The organism is Streptomyces albicerus (assembly GCF_008905045.1).
GTDB lineage: Bacteria > Actinomycetota > Actinomycetes > Streptomycetales > Streptomycetaceae > Streptomyces > Streptomyces albicerus.
In genome coordinates this window covers 23380-47021 of record NZ_VWMY01000029.1, presented here as the reverse complement: position 1 = coordinate 47021, position 23642 = coordinate 23380, and the positions used below count along the sequence as shown (strand labels likewise).

General features: G+C 70.3%; 23 protein-coding genes. 16 read left to right on the top strand and 7 right to left on the bottom strand.

Annotation, left to right across the window (positions count from 1 at the left end; translation table 11 throughout):
- Nucleotides 1–39: 39 nt before the first annotated feature.
- From GAS53_RS26175 to GAS53_RS26165, 3 genes are all read left to right on the top strand, one after another.
- Nucleotides 40–837 carry an AraC family transcriptional regulator gene (locus GAS53_RS26175; RefSeq protein WP_151480159.1) on the top strand — a complete coding sequence of 266 codons (798 nt, stop codon included), beginning with the start codon at nucleotides 40–42 and terminating at the stop codon, nucleotides 835–837.
- 149 nt (nucleotides 838–986) lie between these two features.
- Nucleotides 987–3200 (top strand): alpha-N-acetylglucosaminidase, encoded by a 2214-nt coding sequence (locus tag GAS53_RS26170; RefSeq protein ID WP_151480158.1) that lies wholly within the window; start codon nucleotides 987–989, stop codon nucleotides 3198–3200.
- 187 nt (nucleotides 3201–3387) lie between these two features.
- Nucleotides 3388–4203 carry a chitosanase gene (locus tag GAS53_RS26165; protein WP_151480157.1) on the top strand — a complete coding sequence of 272 codons (816 nt, stop codon included), beginning with the start codon at nucleotides 3388–3390 and terminating at the stop codon, nucleotides 4201–4203.
- A 57-nt stretch (nucleotides 4204–4260) separates the two neighbouring features.
- Here the strand turns inward: GAS53_RS26165 and GAS53_RS26160 are convergent, their stop codons facing one another.
- The 7 genes from GAS53_RS26160 to GAS53_RS26130 form a co-directional block, all read right to left on the bottom strand.
- Nucleotides 4261–5595, bottom strand: a complete 1335-nt coding sequence (locus GAS53_RS26160) for a nucleobase:cation symporter-2 family protein (RefSeq protein WP_263974163.1) — start codon at nucleotides 5593–5595, stop codon at nucleotides 4261–4263.
- A gap of 316 nt (nucleotides 5596–5911) precedes the next feature.
- Complete coding sequence (locus tag GAS53_RS26155) at nucleotides 5912–7297, bottom strand: 8-oxoguanine deaminase (protein ID WP_151480155.1); 1386 nt, start codon at nucleotides 7295–7297, stop codon at nucleotides 5912–5914.
- Nucleotides 7298–7399: 102 nt separating this feature from the next.
- A complete protein-coding gene (gene pucL / locus GAS53_RS26150; RefSeq protein ID WP_151480154.1) occupies nucleotides 7400–8323 on the bottom strand; it encodes a factor-independent urate hydroxylase in 924 nt (307 codons plus the stop codon).
- Between the two features lie 5 nt (nucleotides 8324–8328).
- The gene (uraH, locus tag GAS53_RS26145; RefSeq protein WP_151480153.1) at nucleotides 8329–8718 is read right to left on the bottom strand and encodes a hydroxyisourate hydrolase; all 390 of its coding nucleotides are present in this window, start codon (nucleotides 8716–8718) and stop codon (nucleotides 8329–8331) included.
- On the bottom strand, nucleotides 8715–9233 hold the full coding sequence (gene uraD / locus GAS53_RS26140; RefSeq protein WP_151480152.1) for a 2-oxo-4-hydroxy-4-carboxy-5-ureidoimidazoline decarboxylase: 519 nt from the start codon (nucleotides 9231–9233) through the stop codon (nucleotides 8715–8717). The genes uraH and uraD overlap by 4 nt, the downstream gene beginning before the upstream one ends.
- 204 nt (nucleotides 9234–9437) lie before the next feature.
- The gene (locus tag GAS53_RS26135; RefSeq protein WP_151480151.1) at nucleotides 9438–9806 is read right to left on the bottom strand and encodes a helix-turn-helix domain-containing protein; all 369 of its coding nucleotides are present in this window, start codon (nucleotides 9804–9806) and stop codon (nucleotides 9438–9440) included.
- Entirely contained in the window at nucleotides 9803–10054 is a 252-nt protein-coding gene (locus GAS53_RS26130) for a hypothetical protein (RefSeq protein WP_151480150.1), read from the bottom strand. Before GAS53_RS26130 ends, GAS53_RS26135 begins: the two co-directional genes overlap by 4 nt.
- Nucleotides 10055–10277: 223 nt before the next feature.
- On the opposite strand from GAS53_RS26130, the gene GAS53_RS26125 reads away from it, so the two are divergent.
- The 13 genes from GAS53_RS26125 to GAS53_RS26065 all read left to right on the top strand — a co-directional run bounded on the left by GAS53_RS26125 (nucleotide 10278) and on the right by GAS53_RS26065 (nucleotide 23589).
- The gene (locus GAS53_RS26125; protein ID WP_151480149.1) at nucleotides 10278–11351 is read left to right on the top strand and encodes a lytic transglycosylase domain-containing protein; all 1074 of its coding nucleotides are present in this window, start codon (nucleotides 10278–10280) and stop codon (nucleotides 11349–11351) included.
- A 52-nt stretch (nucleotides 11352–11403) separates the two neighbouring features.
- Entirely contained in the window at nucleotides 11404–12450 is a 1047-nt protein-coding gene (locus GAS53_RS26120) for a sigma-70 family RNA polymerase sigma factor (RefSeq protein WP_151480148.1), read from the top strand.
- Nucleotides 12451–12556: 106 nt separating this feature from the next.
- Nucleotides 12557–13501 (top strand): ABC transporter ATP-binding protein, encoded by a 945-nt coding sequence (locus tag GAS53_RS26115; protein WP_151480147.1) that lies wholly within the window; start codon nucleotides 12557–12559, stop codon nucleotides 13499–13501.
- Nucleotides 13498–14268 (top strand): MlaE family ABC transporter permease, encoded by a 771-nt coding sequence (locus GAS53_RS26110; RefSeq protein WP_151480146.1) that lies wholly within the window; start codon nucleotides 13498–13500, stop codon nucleotides 14266–14268. The genes GAS53_RS26115 and GAS53_RS26110 overlap by 4 nt, the downstream gene beginning before the upstream one ends.
- Nucleotides 14269–14271: 3 nt before the next feature.
- A complete protein-coding gene (locus tag GAS53_RS26105; RefSeq protein WP_151480145.1) occupies nucleotides 14272–15087 on the top strand; it encodes an MlaE family ABC transporter permease in 816 nt (271 codons plus the stop codon).
- A 5-nt stretch (nucleotides 15088–15092) separates the two neighbouring features.
- Nucleotides 15093–16328, top strand: coding sequence for an MCE family protein (locus GAS53_RS26100; RefSeq protein WP_151480233.1), 1236 nt, complete (start codon nucleotides 15093–15095; stop codon nucleotides 16326–16328).
- A complete protein-coding gene (locus GAS53_RS26095) occupies nucleotides 16325–17362 on the top strand; it encodes an MCE family protein (RefSeq protein ID WP_151480144.1) in 1038 nt (345 codons plus the stop codon). The genes GAS53_RS26100 and GAS53_RS26095 overlap by 4 nt, the downstream gene beginning before the upstream one ends.
- Complete coding sequence (locus tag GAS53_RS26090) at nucleotides 17359–18495, top strand: MCE family protein (protein WP_151480143.1); 1137 nt, start codon at nucleotides 17359–17361, stop codon at nucleotides 18493–18495. The genes GAS53_RS26095 and GAS53_RS26090 overlap by 4 nt, the downstream gene beginning before the upstream one ends.
- Nucleotides 18492–19646 carry an MCE family protein gene (locus GAS53_RS26085; RefSeq protein ID WP_192583283.1) on the top strand — a complete coding sequence of 385 codons (1155 nt, stop codon included), beginning with the start codon at nucleotides 18492–18494 and terminating at the stop codon, nucleotides 19644–19646. The genes GAS53_RS26090 and GAS53_RS26085 overlap by 4 nt, the downstream gene beginning before the upstream one ends.
- Nucleotides 19643–20926: an MCE family protein gene (locus GAS53_RS26080; RefSeq protein ID WP_151480142.1), complete on the top strand. Its 1284-nt coding sequence runs from the start codon at nucleotides 19643–19645 to the stop codon at nucleotides 20924–20926. The genes GAS53_RS26085 and GAS53_RS26080 overlap by 4 nt, the downstream gene beginning before the upstream one ends.
- Nucleotides 20923–22200, top strand: coding sequence for an MCE family protein (locus GAS53_RS26075; RefSeq protein ID WP_151480141.1), 1278 nt, complete (start codon nucleotides 20923–20925; stop codon nucleotides 22198–22200). Before GAS53_RS26080 ends, GAS53_RS26075 begins: the two co-directional genes overlap by 4 nt.
- Nucleotides 22201–22214: 14 nt before the next feature.
- A complete protein-coding gene (locus tag GAS53_RS26070; protein ID WP_151480140.1) occupies nucleotides 22215–22724 on the top strand; it encodes a hypothetical protein in 510 nt (169 codons plus the stop codon).
- Nucleotides 22725–22761: 37 nt separating this feature from the next.
- The gene (locus tag GAS53_RS26065; protein WP_151480139.1) at nucleotides 22762–23589 is read left to right on the top strand and encodes a hypothetical protein; all 828 of its coding nucleotides are present in this window, start codon (nucleotides 22762–22764) and stop codon (nucleotides 23587–23589) included.
- Nucleotides 23590–23642: the final 53 nt, after the last annotated feature.

Below are 23642 nucleotides of genomic sequence, written 5' to 3'. Positions count from 1 at the left end.
GGCGGCCGTGCGGCTGTCCGGCGCGTTTACGGTGGACGGGTGACGAACGTCCTTGCCGAGCGCACTCTTCCCACCCCTGACGCGTTGCGACCCTGGATCGCCGGGATCGGCATCGGGTCGGTCGACGGTGAGTCGCGTGAGCCGTTCACCCATGTGCCGGACACCGCAACGAAGTTGGTCGTCCGGGTGGAGTCGGACGGTCGCCGCACCACGCTCGTCGTCGGGCCTCGCACCCGGGCCTCTTACCACGCGAGCAAGCGGGTCGTGTCCTGTGTGCAGGTGCGGCTCGGGCCGGGTACGGCGCGGCCGTTGCTCGGTGTCGCGGCGGTCGATCTGGTGGGCCGGGTCGTACGGCTGGGGGACCTTCCTGACGCCTCTGCCCGGCGACTCGCGGACGAGTTGCGGTGGTTGGAGGCCGAGGACGCGGTGAGTCATCTGGCGGAGGTGCTGCCGGACCGGTTGTCCGCCGCCACGGATCGGTCGCGGCGTGAGCTGTTGCGGGCCGCCGTGGAGGCGCTCTCGACGGGCGCGGACCATGTCCCCTCGCAGGTGCAGGACTTGGCGCGGCGGCTCGCCGTCAGCGAGCGGCAGTTGCGCAATCTCTTCGCCGAGGGGGTCGGTGTCTCGCCCAAGCACTACGCCCGCATCGGGCGTGTGCGCCATGTGCTCACCCATGCCGCCACCACGTCCTGGGCCCAGCTCGCGGCTGCCACCGGCTACTACGACCAGTCCCACATGACCTCTGACTTCCGCACCCTGATGGGCGTCCCGCCCACGTCCTTCTTCACCGGCCGCCTCCCGAACGCCCAGCCTTGCCAGTCCCTCAGCCGGGCCTGAGGCCGGGGGCGGAACCCCTTGAACCCACCCACCCGCCGCCCGTTCACGGCAGGTTCTCCCCCTTGTGGCTCTACGGCCGCACTCCGGTCCCCCCGCAGCGGGTATCCCTCCCCACGGCACCCCCACCCCGCGAAACCGGAGACCCACCCATGCCGCTCGCCCGTCGCGCGTTCCTCACCGCGGTCGCCGGTTCAGTCGGTACCGTCGCCTGTTCACACACACCCGCACCCGCGGACGACACCCCGGCCAAGGAGGCTCCCGTGAACCAGGCGGCAACGGCGGCGGCGACCCGGGCGGCCCGGCGGCTCCTCCCCCGCCACTGGCGGCAGGTGCGGTTCGAGACGACGGGCGCGGCGGATACGTTCCGGGTGTCCGGCGACACCGGACGCATCACCATCGCAGGCGGCACCCCGGCCACCCAACTCACCGGCCTCCGCTGGTACTTGAAGCACGTCACGCACGCCAACATCAGCTGGGCAGGTGAACAGCTCAACCTCCCAAAGGAGTTGCCCGGCCCGGACGGCACGGTCACCCGGCAGGCCACCGTCCCGCACCGCTTCGCCCTCAACGACACGAACGACGGCTACACGGGCGCGTACAACGACTGGACGTACTGGGAGCGCGAGCTCGACGTCCTGGCGCTGCACGGCTACAACGAGGTGCTGGTGTACACGGGCGCGGACGCGCTCTACCACCGGCTGTTCCGGGCGTTCGGATACTCGGACGAGGAACTGCGGCAGTGGATCGCGGGGCCCGCCCACCAGCCGTGGTGGCTGATGCAGAATCTCGCCGCCTTCCCGGACCCGGTGTCACGGCAACTCCTCGACGCACGGGCCGCACTGGGGCGCCGTATCACCGACCGGGTACGGGAGTTGGGCATGACGCCCGTGTTCCCGGGCTACTTCGGCACGGTCCCCCCGGGCTTCGCCGACCGGAACGAAGGCGCGCGCACCGTCCCGCAGGGCACCTGGATGGGACTCCCGCGCCCCGACTGGCTGGACCCGCGCACCGAGCACTTCGCACGCGTCGCGGCCGCTTTCTACCGCTTCCAGGACGAGCTGTTCGGCGGCCCTTCGACGCTCTACAAGATGGACCTGCTCCACGAGGGCGGCGACCCCGGCGACGTCCCGGTCGCCGAGGCGGCGAAGGGCGTCGAGAAGGCGCTGCTCACCGCGCACCCGGACGCGATCTGGGTCATCCTCGGCTGGCAGCGCAATCCGCCGAGGGCGATCGTCGACGCCGTCGACAAGTCCCACATGCTCGTCGTCGACGGCCTCTCCGACCGCTTCCCCAAGGTCACCGACCGCGAGGCCGACTGGGGCGACACCCCGTACGCCTTCGGCTCCATCTGGAACTTCGGCGGCCACACGACCCTGGGCGCCAACACACCCGACTGGGCAGCGCTGTTCAACCAGTGGCGCACCAAGCAGGGCAGCACCCTGCGCGGAGTCGCCCTGCTCCCCGAGGCGGCCGACAACAACCCCGCCGCCTTCGACCTCTTCTCCGAACTGGCTTGGGAAGAGGGTGAGTTGGACCTCTTTCAGTGGTTCAAGGACTGGGCGCACTCCCGCTACGGCGCCCGCGATCCGCATGCCGAGGCCGCCTGGGACATCCTGCGCCGCACCGCGTACGGCACGACGCGCGCCGACTCGTGGAGCGAGGGCGCGGACGGACTGTTCGGCGCGCGTCCCTCGCTCACGGTGAAGACGGCCGCCAAGTGGTCACCCAAGCAACTCCGTTACAGCGCAGAAGAGTTCGAGCCCGCGCTCGGCGAACTCCTGGAGGTGCGTACGAGCCTCCGGAACTCCTCCGCGTACCGTCGCGACCTCCTCGACGTGGCCCGCCAGGCCGTCTCGAACCGCAGCCGCGTCCTACTCCCCCGCATCAAGAAGGCGTACGACGCGGGGGACGCCGCCGACTTCGGCCGGCTGACCGGCGACTGGCTCGCCCTGATGGACGTACTGGAGACCCTGCTCGCCACCGACTCACAGCATCTGCTGGGGCGTTGGGTGGCGGATGCGCGGGCCTGGGGCGCGGACGAGGCGGAGCGGGACCGGCTGGCGTACGACAATCTGTCGCTGCTGACCGTGTGGGGCACCCGGCAGGGCGCGGACGCGGGACTGCGCGACTACGCCAACCGCGAGTGGGCGGGCCTGGTCGGCGGGCTCTACCGGCTCCGCTGGTCGACGTACTTCGACGAACTGCGGGCGGCGATGGAGGAAGGGCGAAAGCCAGGCGCCATCGACTGGTTCGCGATGGAGGACCGCTGGACGCGCCGGCCCGGGAAGCTCGCGACCCGGCCCACCGGTGACACGTACGAAGCCGCCGTGCGCGTACGAAAGCTGCTGACCGCGACCCGGTAACCGGTCCACCTGTCCAGCGGTCGACCTGTTCAGCGGTCCGCCGGTCCGCCGGTCCGCCGGTCCAGCAAGCCCCAACAGCCGCTGTTCTCACCTCACCCCTCCTTGGCGGGTATACGTCGCTCCCATTCTCTGGTAGGAAACTTTCCTAACAGTACGGAACGACGACTCCCACCCCACTGGAGGTCCCGTGCACACCCCCCACATACGCTCCTCGCGTCGAACACTTCTCGCCGCGATCGGAGCTTCACTGGTGGCAGGTCCCGTCATCGCCACCCGGTCCGCGAGCGCCGCGCCCGCCGGCCTCGACGACCCGGCGAAGAAGGAGATCGCCATGAAGCTGGTCTCCAGCGCGGAGAACTCCTCGCTGGACTGGAAGGCGCAGTACAAGTACATCGAGGACATCCGCGACGGCCGCGGCTACACCGCCGGGATCATCGGATTCTGCTCCGGCACGGGCGACATGCTCGACCTCGTCGAGCTGTACACGCGGCGCAGGCCCGGCAACGCACTGGCCGAGTACCTGCCCGCGCTGCGTCGCGTCGACGGCACCGACTCGCACGAAGGGCTCGATCCCGGCTATCCGGACGCCTGGCGCCGGGCGGCCCAGGACCAGGTCTTCCGACAGGCCCAGAACGACGAGCGGGACCGTGTCTACTTCGAACCCGCGGTACGGCGGGGCAAGGCCGACGGCATCGGCGTGCTCGGCCAGTTCGCGTACTACGACGCCATCGTCATGCACGGCGACGGCGGCGACCGCACGAGCTTCGGCAGCATCCGCGGGCGGGCCCTCGGCCGGGCCAGGCCCCCGGCGCACGGCGGCGACGAGGTCACGTATCTGCACGCCTTCCTCGACGCCCGGGTGTGGGCGATGAAGCAGGAGGAGGCCCACGAGGACACCAGCCGCGTGGACACCGCCCAGCGTGTCTTCCTCAACAACCGCAACCTGAACCTGAACCCGCCCCTGGACTGGAAGGTGTACGGGGACAGCTACCACATCGGCTGACGGAACTGCCAAGGGCGCGGCACACACCAAGTGCCGCGCCCTGCCCGTACGGGAGGCTCAGTGGGCCGAAGCCGCCTTGCGAGCCGCAGCCGGCTCCATCGGTGCCGTCACCTCGTCGTCGGCCTCGCGGGCCCCGCCCAGGTGATTGAAGACGAGGTTCAGGACGACGGCCGCCACGCACCCCGTCGAGATCCCCGAGTCCAGGATGATCTTCGCGGTCTCCGGGAACGCGTGGTAGAACTCCGGCGCCGTGATCGGGATGATGCCCACGGCCAGCGAGACCGCCACGATCAGGACGTTGTTGTCCTTCTCCAGGCCCGCCTTGACCAGGGTCTGGATGCCGCTCGCGGCGACCGAGCCGAACAGCACCACGCCCGCGCCGCCGAGCACGGGGCGGGGCACCACGGCGATCAGTGACGCCGCCATCGGGCACAGACCCATCAGGACCAGGAAGCCGCCGCCCGTGGCGACGACGTACCGGCTGCGGATCTTCGTCATGGCCACCAGGCCGATGTTCTGGGCGAAGGCGCTGCACATGAAGCCGTTGAAGAGCGGGCTGACGGCCGAGCCGAGGGTGTCGGCGCGCAGGCCCGCCGCGATGGTCTTCTCGTCGGCCGGGCGCTCGACGATCTCGCCCAACGCCAGCATGTCCGCGGTCGATTCGGTCATCGAGACCACCATCACCACGCACAGGGACAGGATCGCGGCGAGCTGGAACTGCGGCGCGCCGAAGTGGAACGGGGTGGGGAAACCGATGACGGCCGCATCGGCGACCGGGCCGAAGTCGGTGGCGCCGAAGGGGATGGCGACGAGCGTGCCGGCGACCAGGCCGAGCAGGACGGCGATCTGTTTGACGAAGCCGCGGGTGAAGCGGCGCAGGAGCAGGACGATGACGAGGGTCGCGCCCGCCAGGCCCAGGTTGGTCGTCGAACCGTAGTCGTCCGCCGTGGGGTTGGGGCCCTGTGCCCAGCCGAAGGCGACCGGCATCAGTGATATGCCGATGAGTGTGATGACGGTGCCGGTGACGACGGGCGGGAAGAAGCGGACCGCCTTGCTGAAGAACGGGGCGGCGAAGAAGCCGAGTACGCCCGCGACGATGACCGCGCCGAAGATGACGGGCAGCGCGTCGCTCTTGTCGTCGGTGGAGTTGACGACCGCGATCATCGGGGCGACACCGGCGAAGGTGACACCGTTGACGAACGGCAGCCGCGCGCCGATCTTCCAGAAACCGAGGGTCTGCAGGAAGGTGGCGAGGCCCGCGGTGAACAGGCAGGCGCCGGTGAGGAAGGTCAGTTCGGTCGCGGAGAGTCCCACGGCCGCGCCGACGATCAGAGGCGGGGCGACCACACCCGCGTACATGGCGGCCACGTGCTGCAGACCGCTGGTCGCCATCTTCAGGGCGGGGAGTCTCTCGTCAACTGGGTGCTTCTGAGCGCCAGTCGGACTGGCGTCCGTCTGGCTGGGCGTGGGCTGGGCGGCCACTGCGGCTCCTCCGGTCGGTTGCACGTCGGCGTTGACGTGGGTGTCAGGGAGGTGGGGCGCGGTCGTGCGGGACCGGGACGATGCCCGTCACAGGGGACGTGGCGGGAGACCGTTCCGGGGCGCGCGCACATCCATGCGCGCGCCCCGGAGACGGTCGCCGTGGACCCCGCTCGGGTCCATGGCCACCGGCCGAGGGCCGTCCCCCTCAGCCGGAGATCTTTACAGGTCAGGCCTGCGCGGCGATGCGCGCGAGGCGCTGGGCCTCGTCCCGCGTGGAGCGGGCGATGGCGTCCTCGTCGACGTGCAGCAGGCGGCCGTTCTCGACGATCTGCTCGCCGCCCACGAACGAGGCGGTGACCGGCGCCGCGGCGCCGAAGACGAGGGCGGTGACCGGATCGGCGATCGACGCGTGGGCCAGGGTGTCCAGCTTCCACAGCACCAGGTCGGCGAGCTTGCCCGGTTCGAGGGAGCCGATCTCGCCTGCGCGGCCCAGGACTTGGGCACCGCCGTACGTACCGAGCCGCAGCGCCTGACGGGCATTCAGGGCGGCCTCGCGGTGGGCGCCGAGGCGGTTGATGAGCAGGGCGTTGCGCAGTTCGGTGTGCAGTTCGCCGGACTCGTTCGACGCCGTGCCGTCGACACCGAGGCCGACCGGGACGCCGGCCGCCAGCATGTCGGGGACGCGCGCGATCCCGGCCGCCAGACGGGCGTTGGACGAAGGACAGTGGGCCACCCCCGTCTTCGTACGGGCGAAGGCGGCGATGTCGGAGTCGTTCATGTGGACGCAGTGCGCCATCCACACGTCCTCGCCGAGCCAGCCCGTCGACTCGAAGTAGTCGGTCGGGCCCATCCCGAACAGTTCCTTGCAGAACTGCTCCTCCTCGACCGTCTCCGACCCGTGCGTGTGGAGGCGGACGCCCTTCCGCCGTGCCAACTCCGCGCCCTGCTTGAGCAGTTCGGTCGACACGGAGAACGGCGAGCAGGGGGCCACGGCCACCTGTGTCATGGCGCCGAAGGACGCGTCGTGGTGCTCGTCGACGGTCGCCTCGGTGGCGGCCAGTGCTCCTTCGAGGGTCTCGACCGCGAAGTCCGGCGGCAGCCCGCCGTCCTTCTCGCTGCGGTCCATGGAACCGCGGGCGAGGGTGAAGCGGACGCCCATCTCGCGCGCGGCCCGGATGATCGAGCCCGACAGGTCGCCGGAGCCCTGCGGGAAGACGTAGTGGTGGTCCATCGCGGTGGTGACTCCGCCGCGGGCCATCATGCCGAGGGAGCCCTGGGCGGCCGCGTACGTCATCCGCTCGTCGATGCGCGCCCACGTCGGGTAGAGGGCGACGAGCCAGTTGAAGAGGTTGTGGTCCGTGGCGAGGCCGCGGGTGATCCACTGGTAGAAGTGGTGGTGGGTGTTGACCAGCCCCGGGGTCACGAGGTGGCCGGTCGCGTCGATACGGCGTACGACGTTCTCCAGGCCCTCCGGGGCCCTGCCCGCTCCGAGTGACTCGATGCGGTTGTCCGCCAGGACCAGGTGACCCGACGTGTACTCCGTGTCGCCCGCGTCCACCGTCGCGATCGCGCAGTTCTCGATGACGATGCGCCGGGCTGCCGATGCTGCCATGGTTCGTCCTTTGCGTTCTTCGGATCGGGCACGGCAGGACCCTGGGAGGTTTGAGTGCCGCGGCCCGCCCGGGCGGGCCGCGGGTGCCGAGAGAGGTGAGGGTCAGAGGTTGGTGAGGTCCACCGGTATGTGCGCCTCGCACCCGTCCCTGAGGATCGTGGCCTCGATCAGGCCGTACGGGCGGTCGGCGGCGAAGTACACCTCATTCTCGTTCTTGAGGCCGAACGGCTCCAGGTCGACGAGGAAGTGGTGCTTGTTCGGCAGCGAGAAGCGGACCTCGTCTATCTCGCTGCGGTTGTTGATGATCCGCGAGCCCATTTGGTACAGGGTCTGCTGGAGCGACAGCGAGTACGTCTCCGCGAAGGCCTGGAGCATGTGCTTCTTCACCTGCTCGTAGGACTTCTCCCAGTTGGGCATCTTCTGCTCGTCGTCGGTCCAGTTGAACCGCCAGCGGCCGGAGACCTGGGTGGCCAGGATGCGGTCGTACGCCTCGGGGAGCGTCGTGTACTTGTCCTTGACGTAGCCCCAGAACTCGGAGTTCGTCGAGTTCATCACGACGAGGTCCTTGAGGCCGGAAATGACCTCCCACCGCTCACCGTCGTAGGTGATCTGGGTGACCCGGGTCTCCTGGCCCTGCCGCACGAAGGAGTGCTTGACCTCGTCGGCGCCGATGAACTTGGAGTTCGCGTCGGAGGCCTCGATCCGCTCCCAGGCGTACTCCTCGATGCGGATGCGCGCCGTCTCGATCGGCTCCTGACTCGTCACGAAGTGCCGGGCGAGGTGGATGCCGAACTGCTCGGCGGACTCGATGCCGTGCTCCTTGGCGAAGGCGTACACCGTGTTCTTGGTGGTGTCCGTCGGCAGAACGTTCGCGTTCGAGCCGGAGTAGTGGACCTCGTCCATGTCGCCGCTCAGCGACACGGAGACGTTCAGGTCCTTGATGTGGTGGGTGGCGCCGTCCCGCGTGATCTTTACGACTCGGTTCTCGGCCTTGCCGTACTGGTTCTGTCCCAGAATCGTGGGCATGTCTGCTAGCTCCCTCGGTATACGGAGTAGCCGAACGGGTTGAGCAGCAGCGGTACGTGATAGTGCTCCCCGGGGCTGACGGCGAAGGTGATCGCCACCTCGGGGAAAAACGCGCCGCTGTCCCGATTCGCGGGGGCGTCCTGCTGCGCATCGGCTTGCTTCTTCTCGAAATACGGTTCGACGGCGAAGTCGAGCCGTACGTGTGTGGTTCCCTCCGGCAGGGCCGGAAGATCCTTGCACCGCCCGTCCGCGTCGGTCGCGGAGCCGCCGAGCGCCCGCCAGTCCGCTTCGCGGCCGGCGCGGGCGGCGAGGTGGACGGCGACACCGTCGGCGGGGCGGCCGACGCTGGTGTCCAGGATGTGCGTGGACACGGAAGCGGTGGTGCTGGTGCTCATTCTGGTGCGTCCTCTTCGACAAGTCGGGCGAGCCGGATGCGGTTGATCTTGCCCAGTTCGATGCGCACGATCTCGCGCTCCTGCTCGGGCGCGTTGCCGATCCGCTCCTTGACCGCGTCGCGCATCTGCTCGCCGGTGCGGCCGGTCGCGCAGATCAGAAAGACATGGCCGAACTTCTCCTGGTACGCCAGGTTCAGTTCGAGCATCTCCTCCTTGAGCTGCTCGGAGGCGCCGGCCATACCGCGCTGCTCGCGCGAGGAGGTCGGGTCCCCGGGCTTCGGGCGCCCGATCGGCGGGTGCCCTGCCATCGCCTCCGCCAGGTCCGCGGTGGTCAGATCGGCCATGGCGGCGTCGCTCTCGGCGAAGAGGTGGTCGGCGGTGGCGTACGGACGCCGGGCGAGCAGCCTGTGCGCCCATGTCGCCGAGGCACACACGTCATGGAGGGCGGCATAGGCCGCGTGCTCCTCCAGGGCGTTGAACCGGGCGAGGCCGCCAGGTGTCGTACTCGAAGTCACGGGAAGCCTCCGTGGCCTTGTGCTGGACGGGCTGCGGCCAGCTAACGCCCTTCGAAACACCACGTCAACACTTTGTTGAAAAATCGGGGTAACGAATCCGGGGAACGGAAACCGCCGCCCGGATGCCGGACGGCGGTGGGTGGCGGCGGTGCGGGTCAGTCGCCCTTCGCCGCGTTTTCCCTGGTCAGGGGCTTTTGCAGGCCTTCAGGAGTCCTTCTCGCGGTTCAGGTAGTTGTAGACGGTGAACCGGCTCACGCCGAGAGCGCTCGCCACGGTCTCCACGCCGTGCCGCACGGAGAAGGCTCCGCGGGCCTCGAGTATCCGTACGACCTCCTGCTTGGCCTTGCGGTCCAGCTCGGCCAGGGGCTTGCCGCGCTTGCGCTCCAGGGCGGCCAGGATGTGGTCCAGCGAGTCGGCGAGCTGGGGCAGGCGTACGGCGACGACGTCGGCGCCCTCCCAGGAGAGCACGACGTCATCGGGGCCGGCCGCGTCGGGCGGGAGCATCTCGCCGCCCATGGCGTCGACCAGGGGCTTGACGGCCGTGACGAAGGGGTCGTCCCCGGTACCGGTCACCGATCCCCCTCCCCGATCACGTTGACCTGCAGCGAGACCCGGGTGGCGCCCGCTTCCAGGGCCTTGCGCAGCAGCGCGTCGACGGCGGTGAGCACCGAGTCCGCGCCGCCTTCGGCGGTGTTGCCGAACGGGCCGACGTCCACGGCGTCCAGCTCGGCCGCCTCGATGACCTCGCGGGCCACCAGCGCGTGCGGCGGTGCCTCTTCGAGATCGAAGGGCTCGGTCGTGAACTCAACTCTCAATCGCACTGTGCCCCCAAAATACCGTCCTGACCTGCACTTACAGTTTCACGGCGACGGAGCCGGTCCGTCCGCCACAGGGTGACCCTAGCCAACACGAGGCGCTCCACCGTGCGCGAGGCCACAACGAGGACCTGCGTGGTGCAGGACGAAATCACCGCGCCGGGCGACGGACCGGCGGCCCCGCCGCGTAGAGCAGGCGACGGAGTCCGTACAGGGAGGGGACGGCAACATGGCGGGGCACAGACTCAGAGGCGCCAAGGGTACGGCGATCGCTGCGGCGGCCATGGCGGCGCTGACCGCGTCACAGGCACCGGGGGCGGTATCGGCACGGGCGGCCGCGCCCGCGGAGAAGGCACCCGTCACGCACGGGCCGAGCGTGTCGGGCGACACTCCGTACCGCACCCGGCTCCCGCCGCTGCGGACCCGGGAACGCGAGAGCGAGGCGCCGGTGGTGGCCGGCGCCCTGCCCGCGAGCGTCTTCGCCGCGTACCGGGAGGCGGAGTCCGAGCTCGCGCGCAGCGCCCCCGGCTGCCATCTGCGCTGGCAACTGCTCGCCGCCATCGGCCAGGTGGAGTCCGGGCAGGCGCGCGGCGGGCGGGTGTCCGCGGACGGTACGACCCCGGCGCCGATCCTCGGGCCGCGGCTGGACGGCAACGGCTTCGCCGTCATCCGGGACAGCGACGGCGGAGCGTACGACGGGGACTCGGTGTACGACCGCGCGGTCGGCCCGATGCAGTTCATCCCGTCGACCTGGGCGACCTGGGGCGCTGACGGGAACGGCGACGGGCGTGCCGACCCGAACAACGTCTTCGACGCGGCGCTCGCCGCCGGGCGTTATCTGTGCGCGGGGAGGGACCTCTCCGATCCCGGCGACCTGGATCGGGCGATCCTCGGCTACAACCGCTCGCGGGCCTATCTCCGGACGGTCAGGGCGTGGTTCGCGTACTTCCTGGAAGGGCACCGGGTGGTGCCGGACCACTCGGCGGAGTCCGCCCCGCCGCGCCCGAAGCGGTCGGAGCCTTCCCGGTCCGGGGCCACGCCCGAGCCCGCACCGACGTCACCGGGCCGCCCGGGCCGCCCGGGCCACGGTGGATCCCGCTCGTCCAGCCCCTCCCCCGCCCCCAGTGCCTCGCGTCCGGCGGGCGGGGCCGAGGAGTCGGAGGAGCCCGTGATCCCGCTGCCCGGCCCGGACGTCGACCTGCCCGGCGACGCGGTGCTGCCCGGCACCGGTCCGCTGACCGGCGGCAACGATGAGAACTCGATGAGCCCCAGCCCCTCCACAACCGCGACTACCGGGCGGTAATGTCGCCCCCCGCCGGGCGGCAGAGGCCCGGCGAGAGCGCGAAGGGGCCCACATGGCGACCGACATGCCTGCGGAGATACAGGCCGCCCACGACCGTTGGCAGCGCATGTGGGGCCACCGCGAGCAACTGCTCAAGGTGGCCCGCCGCCGGTCGATGAGCCCGGAGGACGCCGAGGACGCCGTGCACGAGGCGATGCTGCGCGCCGCGGAACGCCCGGATCTCGACGACGAGCGGCTCGGCGCCTGGCTGACGACGGTCACGATGCGGCTGTGCGTCGACCGGTACCGGCAGGTCAACCGCGAGGCCGAGGTGCGCAGCAGCCCGACGCTGATCGCGCCAGGACCGGTGCCGGTGGAGGAGGCGGTGTGCGACCGGGCCGAGGCGAAGTGGCTGGCCGTACGCAGCGGGGAGCTGCCGGCCCGCCAGGCGGAGGCGCTCCGGCTGAAGTCCGAGGACCTGGACGTCGGTCAGGTCGCCGTGCGGATGGGGCTGAGCTACCGGACGGTCGAGTCGCTGCTGGCCCGGGCCCGCAGGACGCTGCGCAATTCGCTGGCCGGGACGCTGGGGCTCGCCCTGTTCCTGGTCGGGCGGGGCCGGCCGCGTACAGGCGGCAACGCGCAGGCCGTGGTGGTGGCCTCGACGGCGGCGACCCTGGCAGTGGCGGGACTCGTCCTGCCGTACGCGCACGACTGGGGCGGACAGGGTGCGGCTCCCCGCCCCTCCGTGTCGCAGGTCCCGGAGGCTCTCGGGCCCGACGGCGGCGACCGGGCGGGGTCCCGGGAGGCACGCGAGCCCTCGGCCATGTCGGCGCCTGACGGCCGGGAGGCGACGCAGTCGGCCGGCGGTCTGCCGCTCGTGCCGCTGTCCCTGCCCTCCCTGCCGGAAGCCCCGCTGTCTCCGCTGCCGACGCTGGCGGCCCCGCAGGTGCCTCAGGTACCGCAGGTGCCGGACGTCCCTGAGGTCCCGGAGCTGCCGGACTCCCCGGAGCTGCCGGCCACCCCGCGCGTGCCGGTCAAGTCCGCCGTCCCGACGGGGCCGGACGCTCCCGACGTGTCGTCCGCCCCGGTCGGCGTACCCACCCTGAGCGCACTCCCGTAAGACGCCGGTACCCGTCCGAAAAAAATCCTCCTCCGCCGCGACGGACGCCCCGCCCCTCCCCGTAGAGCAGATGTCGGAGCTGTTCCGCGGCTGAAGGGTGAACCGGATGGGTGTCGAGATCTGCGTGGAAGGGCTGACCAAGTCCTTCGGCCACCAGGTCATCTGGCAGGACGTGTCGCTGACGCTGCCCGCCGGGGAGGTCTCGGTCATGCTCGGCCCCTCGGGCACGGGCAAGTCGGTGTTCCTCAAGACGCTCGTCGGGCTGCTGAAGCCGGACCGGGGCTCGGTCCGGATCGCGGGCCGGGACATCACCAAGCTCCGTGAGCACGATCTGTACGAGGTGCGGAAGCTGTTCGGTGTGCTGTTCCAGGACGGCGCGCTGTTCGGCTCGATGAGTCTGTACGACAACATCGCCTTCCCGCTGCGTGAGCACACCCGCAAGTCCGAGAGCGAGATCCGGCGGATCGTGCTCGAGAAGATGGACATGGTCGGGCTGATCGGCTCCGAGGAGAAACTGCCCGGCGAGATATCCGGCGGGATGCGCAAACGGGCGGGCCTGGCCCGGGCACTGGTGCTCGATCCGGAGATCATCCTCTTCGACGAGCCGGACTCGGGCCTCGACCCGGTGCGCGTCGCCTACCTCAACCAGCTCATCGTCGACCTCAACGCCCAGATCGACGCGACCTTCCTGATCGTCACGCACGACATCGCCTCGGCCCGGCAGGTGCCGGACAACATCGGGCTCCTCTTCCGGCGGGAGCTGGTCATGTTCGGCCCCCGCGAGAAGCTGCTGACCAGCGACGAACCCGTCGTACGGCAGTTCCTCAACGGCCGGATGCAGGGGCCGATCGGCATGGCGGAGGAGAAGGACGCCGCCCAGGTGGAGCAGGAGCTGGCGCGGCTCGGCGACGGCGCGGACCCGAAGACACCCGGCAGTCAGGATCTGACTCCCCGCCTGCTGCCGGGCCCAGGCATCATCCGCCCGCCCCGCTGGGAGGCGATCGCCCGGCGCGAGGCCGAGCTGCACCGCAAGGAGGTGGCCGACGCATGAGCCTGTCGCCGACCGGAGCGCTGAGGCATACGGGCAGCCTCTTCGCGATGGCCCTGGACGTCCTGCGGACCATGCCCCGACGGCCCTTCCAGGCAAGGGAGTTCATCCAGCAGGCCTGGTTCATCGCGAGCGTCACGATCCTGCCGACAGCCCTCGTCTCGATCCCCTTCGGGGCGGTCATCGCGCTGCAGATCGGGAGCCTGACACGGCAGTTGGGCGCCCAGTCCTTCTCGGGCGCCGCCTCGGTGCTCGCCGTGCTGCGCGAGGCCTCGCCGATCGTCACCGCGCTGCTGATCGCGGGCGCGGGCGGCACGGCGATCTGTGCGGACCTCGGAGCCCGCAAGATCCGCGAGGAGATCGACGCGATGCAGGTGCTCGGCATCGACCCGATCCACCGCCTCGTGGTGCCCCGGGTGCTGGCGTCGATGGTGGTCGCGGTGCTGCTCAACGGCCTGGTGTCGGTGGTCGGCGTCGCGGGCGGCTACTTCTTCAACGTCATCCTCCAAAACGGCACGCCCGGCGCGTACTTGGCGTCCTTCACCACCCTCGCGCAGCTCTCCGACCTGTGGGCGGCCGAGCTGAAGGCGCTGGTGTTCGGCGCGATCGCCGCGATTGTCGCCTCGTACAAGGGACTCACGGCGAAGGGCGGGCCGAAGGGCGTGGGCGACGCGGTGAACCAGTCGGTGGTGATCACCTTCATGTTGCTGTTCCTGACGAACTTCGTGATGACCGCGGTGTACTTCCAAGTCGTTCCGCAGAGGGGCTAGTCGATGCGACCTCTCGACCGCCCGCTTCGTTCACTCGAAGAGCTGGGCACCCAACTCGCCTTCTACGGACGCTCGTTGGCCTGGACCGGCCGTACCCTGCGCCGCTACAAGAAGGAGATCCTGCGGCTCCTCGCCGAGGTGAGCTTCGGCCGGGGCGCCCTCGCCGTCGTCGGCGGCACGGTCGGCGTCATCGCCTTCCTGTCGTTCTTCACCGGCACGGAGGTGGGACTTCAGGGGTACGCGGCCCTCAACCAGCTCGGCACGTCCAACTTCGTGGCGTTTCTGTCGGCGTACTTCAACACCCGGGAGATCGCCCCGCTGGTGGCGGGGCTCGCGCTGTCCGCGACGGTGGGGGCGGGGTTCACCGCCCAGCTGGGCGCGATGCGGATCAGCGAGGAGACCGACGCGCTGGAGGTGATGGGCGTCCCCTCGCTGCCGTTCCTGGTGACGACCCGGATGATCGCCGGTTTCGTCGCCGTGATCCCGCTGTACGTGATCGGGCTGCTGTCCTCGTACTTCGCCGCCCGGACCATCACCACCGGCTACTACGGGCAGTCGGCGGGCACCTACGACCACTACTTCCAGCAGTATCTGCCGCCGGTCGACGTGCTGTGGTCCTTCGGCAAGGTGATCGTCTTCGCCGTCGTGATCATCCTGGTGCACTGCTACTACGGCTATCACGCGAGCGGCGGACCGGCGGGCGTCGGGGTCGCGGTGGGCCGCGCCGTGCGGACCTCGATCGTCGCGATCAACGTCCTGGACTTCTTCCTCAGCCTGGCGATCTGGGGCGCCAGCACGACCGTACGGATCGCGGGGTGAGCGCCGTGGGAGTACTGCGACTGCGGCTTTACGGGGTCGTGTTCATCGCCGTGCTTGCGCTGCTGTTGTCGCTCGCCGTGGCCGTGTACCAGCAGGCGTTCACCTCCGTCGTACGCGTCACCCTGGAGGCCGACAGCCTCGGCAACCAGCTCGATCCACGCGCCGACGTCAAGCTGCGCGGGCTGCTGGTCGGGGAGGTGCGCTCGGTGCGGGCCGACGGCGAGAAGGCCACGCTCGACATCGCCCTCAAGCCGGAGCACGTCGCGCACATCCCCGCCGACGTGCACGCACGGCTGCTGCCCAAGACGCTGTTCGGCGAGAAGTACGTCGACCTGGTGGCGCCCGGCGGCTCCGTCGGCAGACACATCCGCGCCGGGGACGTCATCACCCAGGACCGCACCAGGGTCGGCATCGAGCTGCAGCAGCTGATGAACGATCTGCTGCCGCTGCTGCGCACGGTGAAGCCCGGCGAACTCAACGCCACGCTCTCGGCGTTCGCCACCGCGCTCGACGGCCGCGGTGACCGGATCGGTGACAACCTCACCCGCGTCGAGGACTACCTGCGCCGGCTCAACCCGCACATGCCGTCCCTCCAGGAGGACATCGCACGGTTCGCCGATGTCGCCGAGGTGTACGGCGACGCGGCACCCGACCTGATGAAGATCCTGCGCAACACGGTCACCACCAGCCGCACCCTCGTCGAGGAGCAGGACCGGCTGGCCGCCGCGCTCACCACGACCGCCACCGTCGCGGGCACCGCGGAGGACTTCCTGGACGAGAACGGAGACCGGCTGATCACCCTCGGCCGGGTCTCCCGCCCCACGCTGGACCTCTTCGCCCGCTACTCCCCCGAGTACCCATGCCTCCTCGAGGGCCTGGTCAGACAGGAGGAGGCGTCGGAAGAGGCGTTCAGGGGCGGCGAGATGCGCATCACCCTCGAGGTCGTCCGCCAGCGGCCCGCGTACGAACCCGGTGAGGAGCCCCGCTATGGCGAGCGGTCCGGGCCCGACTGCCGTGGGCTCCCGAACCCCCGGGTGCCCGCACCCGACACCAAACTCAACGACGGTACGGCGAAAGGGAGTTCGGGTGGCGAAGCCGGTGTGTCGGCGACCAGGGCCGAGCAGCGCGCGGTCGGTTCGCTGGTGGCGCCCGTCCTGGGCGTACCCGCCGACGAGGTGCCACCGGTCGCGACTCTGCTGTTCGGCCCGATGGCCCGTGGGACGGCGGTGAGTGTCGCATGAAGAGAACAACTGCGCGGCAGACCGCCGCTCCGCTGGTCAAGTTCAGCCTCTTCGCGGTGGTGACGGTCCTGGCGACGGCGCTGCTCGCCGCCACCATCGTCAACATCTCCCTCACCCCCGAGCACACGTACCGCGCGGTGTTCAGCGACGTCACGGGCCTGGAGGAGGGCGACGACATCCGGGTGGCCGGGGTGCGGGTCGGCGAGGTCGAGGGCATCCGGATCAAGGACCGGACGCTGGCAGAGGTGACCTTCACCGTCGGTGAGAACCGCCCCCTGCTCATCAGCACCCATGCCGTCGTCCGCTACCGGAACCTGGTGGGGCAGCGGTACATCGCGCTCACCGAGGGCGCGGGCGACGGCACCCGGCTGCGGCCCGGCGGCACGATTCCGCTGTCGCGGACCCAGCCCGCGCTGGACCTCAACGCGCTGCTTAACGGCTTCAAGCCGCTGTTCGCCGCGCTCAGCCCGAACGACGTCAACCAGCTCGCCACCGAGATCATCAAGACACTGCAGGGCGAGGGCGGAACCGTCAACAGCCTGCTCGCGCACACGGCTTCGCTCACCACGACGCTCGCCGGCCGCGACAAGCTGATCGGTTCCGTGATCGACAACCTCAACACCGTGCTGGAGACGCTAGACAAGCGCGGTGCCCGGTTCTCCGGGCTGCTCAAGCAACTGCGGCGGGTGATCTCCGGTCTGTCCGCCGACCGCAAGCCCATCGGGAACTCGCTGGTGAGCATCGGCGACCTGACGAAGGCCACCTCGGGGCTGCTCGAGGATGCCCGCCCGCCGCTGAAGGACGACATCGCCGAGCTGACCGATCTCACCGGCACGCTCAACAAGAACGAGAAGACCGTGGAGGGTGTGCTGAAGCGGCTGCCGAACAAGCTGAACGAGCTGACGGGGACGGCCTCCTACGGCTCGTGGTTCAACTTCTATCTCTGCGACTTCGACGGCCGCGTCGTGCTGCCGAAGACGGAGCAGGTGCTCACTCCCGAGCTGCATGTGGCGAGGGCGAGGTGCGGCGGATGACGAAGCGCTTCCCCTCCCGCAAGGCCCGCCCGGAACCGCTCGTGAAGGTACGCGTCGATCCGCCGAAGCTGCTGAGGTTCCTGCGGCCGAGGCTGCCGAGACTGCCGAGGATCTGGCCGCCGAGACTGCCCCGGATACGGCTCCTGCCTCGCCCGGTCCCCTTCCGGGACCGGAACCCCGTCGTCATCGGCGCCGTCGGTCTCACCACGTTCGCGCTGCTGGCCGTGGCCGCGTTCAACGCCGACAGCCTCCCGCTGATCGGCGACGGCGAGACGTACAGCGCGGCCTTCTCGGAGGCGGGCGGGCTCAAGCCGGGCGACGAGGTGCGGATCGCCGGCGTCAAGGTCGGCAAGGTCAAGGAAGTCGACCTGGACGGCGACCACGTCAAGGTCACCTTCAAGGTCAAGGGCGACCCGGAGTTCGGCACCGCGACCGGCGCGGCCATCCGCGTCAAGACGATCCTCGGTGCGAAGTACCTCGCGCTGCGGCCGAAGGGGCCCGGGCAGCTGAGGCCCGGCAGCGAGATCCCGCTGAGCCGCACGGTTCCGGCGTACGACGTCGTGCAGGCGTTCAGCGATCTGACCACCACGACGGAGGAGGTCGACACGGAACGGCTGGCGACGGCGCTGGACACGATCTCCACCACCTTCCAGGACTCGCCCGCCGAGGTACGGGCGTCCATCAAGGGCCTGTCGAAGATCTCCCGGACGGTGGCCTCGCGCGACAAGGCGCTGCGCGGGCTCCTCGACCACGCCAACGGGGTCACGGGAGTGCTCGCCGAGCGTTCCGACGACTTCTCCGCCCTGGTCAAGGACGGCGACAAGCTCTTCAAGGAGATCAACAAGCGGCGCACGGCGATCCACAACCTGCTCAAGAGCTCGGCCGCGCTCGGCATCCAGCTCTCCGGCCTGGTCGAGGACAACCGCAAGGAGATCGGACCCGCCCTCAAGGGTCTCAAGCGTGTGGTGGAGATGCTCGAACGCAATCAGTCCAGTCTCGACCGGAGCGTCAAGCTGCTCGCTCCCTATGTACGGGTCTTCACCAACACGCTCGGCAACGGCCGTTGGTTCGACAGCTACATCCAGAACCTGGTGGCCGCTCCTGTGGTGCCCCGGACGGAGGGCTCGCGATGAAGACACCCCTGATACACGGCAGTTCACCTCTCGCACGCCGCGTGGCCCTCCTCACCGCCCTCGCCGTCGTCGCCGCGCTCGCCGTCGTGTGGTGGCCTCGCTCGGAGACCGTGCGCGTCACGGCGTACTTCCCGCGCACGGTCGGCATCTACCCGGGCTCGGACGTACGTGTCCTCGGCGTCCGGATCGGTGAGGTCAAGAAGATCACGCCGGAGGGCGGACGGGTGCGGGTGGAGCTGGAGTACGACAAGGGGCGCCGGGTCCCGGCCGGTGCCGAAGCCGCGATCATCAACTCCTCGGTGGTCAGCGACCGTTACGTACAGCTGCTGCCGGTGTACCGGAAGGGCCCGGTGCTGCGGGACGGCGACGTCATCCCCGAGGCACGTACGGCCGTACCGGTCGAGCTGGACCGGATCTTCGACAGCCTGCACACGACGTCCGAGGCGCTCGGCCCGAAGGGCGCCAACAAGGAGGGCTCCCTGTCGCGGCTCCTCGGGGTGAGCGCGGACAACCTCGAAGGCCAGGGCGAGAACCTGAACCAGACGGTCGAGGATCTCTCGCTCGCGGTCACCACGCTGTCCGACGGCCGGGGGGACCTCTTCGGCACCGTACGGAATCTGCAGGTGTTCACCGCCGCTCTGGCGGCCGACGACAAGGATGTGCGGTCGTTCAACAGCAGCCTCGCCAAGGTGGCGAAGCAGCTCGCCGGGGAGCGCAAGGACCTCGCGGCGGCGCTGAGGCATCTGGGGACGGCGCTCGGCGACGTGTCCGACTTCGTGAAGAAGAACAAGAAGTCGCTGGCCTCGAACGTGCGGGGCCTCAGCAAGGTCACCAAGGTGCTCGTCACCCAACGGGCGGCGCTGGAGGAGCTGTTGGAGGTCGCCCCCACCGGACTGTCCAACCTACAGAACGCCTACAACGCGTCCGCGGGCACCCTCGACACCCGCAACAACCCCGACGGACCGCAGGATCCCGCCGCGCTGCTGTGTTCCCTGCTCAGGACAGCCGGGGACGAGGGCGGCGAGAACCCCGACTGCCGGGAGCTGGAGAAGCTGTTCGCGTCCCTGCCGGACCTGCCGAAGGCGTCGGCGGTGCCGAGCACGGGCACGGTCGACCGGACCCTCGGCGGAATCCTGGAGGCCGGCGCATGAGTGTCGCGCGCAAGAGCCGGGCGGCTGCCTGGACGGGGGTCGGTTCGCTGCTGCTGTCCGGCTGCGGATTCAACGGCTGGTACGACGTCCAGCTGCCCGGAGGCGCCGCCGCGGACGGCCACGCGTACCGGATCACCGTCGAGTTCCGCGACGTCCTCGATCTGGTCCCGCAGTCGGCCGTGAAGGTCAACAACGTGACCGTGGGCGCCGTCGAGAAGGTGGAGCTGGTGGGCTGGCACGCCCGGGTGCGGCTGCGTGTCGCCGACTCGGTGAAGCTGCCGGCCAACGCGGTCGCCGGGCTGCGGCAGACCAGCATGCTCGGCGAGAAGTACGTGGCGCTGTCCGCCCCGCCCGGAGCCGAACCGGTGGGCCGGCTCGGCGACGGCGACCGGATCCCGCTGTCCCGAAGCGGCCGGAACCCGGAGATCGAGGAGGTGCTGTCCGCCCTGTCCGCGCTGCTCGGCGGCGGCGGAGTGGCCCAGCTCAAGACGATCACCGTGGAGCTCAACAAGGCCCTGGAGGGCCGGGAGAACCGGGTCAAGTCCCTGCTCAAGGAGCTGAACACGTTCCTCGGCGGCCTCGACGAGCAGCGCGCGGACATCGTCCGCGCGCTCAAGGGCATCGACCGGCTGGCCAAGCGGCTCGGGAAGGAGAAGAAGACGATCGCCACGGCCGTCGACACGATGCCGCCCGCGCTGAAGGTCCTCGCCGGCCAGCGGCGCGATCTGACGAGAATGCTCACCGCCCTGTCGAAGCTGGGCAAGGCGGGCACCAAGGTGGTCAACGGCTCGCGGGACGACACGGTCGCCAACCTGAAGCTGCTGAGGCCGATCCTCCGGCAGCTGAACAAGGCGGGCGACGATCTGCCCAACTCCCTTGAGCTGCTGACCACTTACCCGTTCCCGCGCAACGTGGTGGACGCCATCAAGGGTGACTACGTCAACCTCAAGGTGACCGCCGACCTCGATCTGGCGGGCATCTACGGAAACCTCGGCGACGAGCCCGAGAAGCCCGGCGAGGGGGACCGGGACCGCGACGAGGGGCCCGGGACCCCGGACCTGCCCGATCTCCCGGACCTGCCCGGCGTGCCGACGCCCACGGCGCTGCCGAGCGCGCCGGGCCTGCCGTCCCCGTCGGCGCCGTCTGCTCCCTCCGGGGGCGGGCCCTTGTGCCCGCCGGTGTGTACGAGCAGCTACGCGGCCCACGGGGACTCCGGCGGCCTTCCTCCGGGGATCGACCTCGCGCTCGCGGAGCTCATGCTGAAGGGGATACAGCCGTGATCACACGTACGGTCAAGGCGCAGTTGCTCGCCTTCGCCACCGTCACCGCCGTCGGGGTGTCGTATGTCGGCGCCGAGTACACGGGTCTGGTGGACGGCCTCCTCGACCGCGGCTACACCGTGCGGGCGGACTTCGCCGGCTCCGGGGGCATCTTCACCGGCGCCGAGGTCACCTACCGCGGGGTGCCGGTGGGCCGCGTCGGCGAGCTGCGGCTCACCGGCTCCGACGGCGTCTCGGTGTCCCTGGACATCGAGGACGGCGGGCCGCGCATCCCGGCGGACACCCTGGCGGTGGTGGCGAACCGTTCGGCGGTGGGCGAGCAGTACGTCGACCTGCAGCCGCGCGGGTCCGGCGGCCCGTATCTGCTGGAGGGCAGCACGATCCCGCGCGGCAGCACGCGGGTGCCGCTGCCCGCCACCGATCTCGTGCTCAGTCTGGACCGGTTGGTCAACTCGGTCGGCAAGGACGATCTGCGGATCACCGTCGACGAGTTGGGCAAGGCCTTCTCCGGCACCGGCCCGCGGCTGAGCCGGCTGGTGGACTCGGGCAACGAGCTGGTCGAGTCGGCCTCCGGCTCGCTCCCCCAGACGATCTCGCTGATCGAGGACTCACGGAAGGTCCTCAAGACGCAGGCCGACAAGGGTTCGGCCATCAAGTCGTTCTCGCGCGATCTGGCCTCTCTCACCGCGGAGTTGAAGAAGAGCGACGGGGACCTGCGGAAGCTGATCGGCAACGCGGCGCCCGCCGCGCAGGAGGTCGACTCGCTGCTCAAGTCCGTCCGGCCGCATCTGCCGGTGCTGCTGGCCAATCTGATCAGCGGCGGACAGGTCACGCTGGCCCGGCTGCCCGGTGTGGAGCAGGCCCTGGTCACCCTCCCGGTGGTGGTCGCGGGCAGCGAAACCGTGATCCCGGGCGACGGCACCACCCACTTCGGGCTGGTCGTGAACGCCGATGATCCGCCGCCGTGCACCCAGGGATACGGGACCCGGCGGCGCGACCCCGCGGACACGACCACGCGCGAGGCGAACACCGACGCCCGGTGCACGGCCCCACGGGGCGGCGACACCTCGGTACGCGGCGCGCAGAACGCCCCTGGAGCGTCGGCCGGCGCCCGGGGCACGGATCAGGCGGCGTACGTCGCCCCGTACGACCCGGAGACCGGCGCCGTCGCCGGCCCGGACGGAACGCCCGTCGAGCTCGGCTCGACAGGCGGCCAGCAGACCGTCTTCGGAAAGGAGTCGTGGCAATGGCTGCTCGTCGGACCGATGGCATGAGCGGGGGCGATGGCATGAGCGTGGGCCATGGCATGAGCGGGGGCCAGCGCCGCAGGGCACTGTCGGCAGGGCTCGCCGCGGCGACGGTCCTGACCACCGTGCTGACGGTATGGCTGAGCGTCCAGCTGTACGGACAGCACGAGGCGGAGCAGCGCCGCCAGGACATCCTGGCGGCGGCCCGCCAGTCGGCGCTGAACTTCACCTCGCTGGACTACCGGCACTACGACCGGGACAGCGGGAACGTGCTGAAGGGCGCCACCGGCGATTTCAGGGATCAGTTCGCCGGGCAGACCAAGGAGCTGACCGAACTGGTCGCCCAGAACAAGTCGGTGTCCGAGGGCCAGGTCCTCGAAGCCGGCATCACCCGGTCCGACGAGCGCTCCGCCCGCGTCCTGGTGGTCGCCGACAGCAAGGTGACCAACACCGCCGTGCCCAAGGGGGAGGCGCGCACCTACCGGCTGCAGCTCGACCTCGTCCTGGTCGACGGCCGCTGGCTGACCTCGGACGTCGAGTTCGTCGGCTGACCGCATCCCCGTCGTACGACCAGTGAGGAGTAAGACCGTGGCGAAGCCCACCACCCGAGGCCGCGGATCCGGTACCCCCACCCGCCACACCGTGACCGCGGCCGCCCGCGCGGCTGCCAAGCGCGCGGAGCGCACCGCCCCCGATCCGGGCCCGGGCCCGGCGGCCGCCGACGAGGAGGCGCCACCGCGGCCCGTGAGCCCGCTCTCCGGGCGCACCGTGCTCATCGAGGTCCCGGACGGCTGGGACGATCCGCCCGAGCCGTCGCCGGATTCCTTCAAGGAGACCTCGCCCGACGAGGCATCGCCGGAGGAGACATCGCCACAGGAGGACGATCCCGACTCCGGTACGACGGCACGGCGGTCCCGGAAGAGGCTGCTCACCGCGGTCCTGTGCGTCCTGCTCGCGGCGGGTCTGGTCGCCGTCGCCGTGCTCGGGTGGCAGTACCGGCAGGAGCGACGGGCCGAGGAGGCGCGAGGGCAGGCGCTCGCGGCTGCGCGGAAGGCGGCGCCCGTCGTGCTGTCGTACGACTACCGGCACCTGGACCGCGACTTCTCCGCGGCGCGCGGCCTTCTCACCGGGAACTTCCGTGACGAGTACCGGAAGACCACCAAGGCGGTGGTCGGGCCGACGGCCAGGAAGTACGAGGGGGTCGTGAAGGCCACGGTCGTGAAGCCCGCCGGCGGCGGCGCCCCCGCGGCCTCCGTCGTGTCGGCCTCACCCGACAAGGCGGTCGTGCTGCTCTTCGTCAACCAGGTCACCAAGAGCACCCAGGTCACCGGATCCCGCATGGACCTGAACCGGGTACGGATGACGCTCACCCGTACGCCCGAGGGCTGGAAGGTGAGCGCCGTCGACGCTCTGTGACCAGCCCTTCCGACCAATCCCTCCGGCCAGCCCCTCCGAGTGCCCCCGCGCGA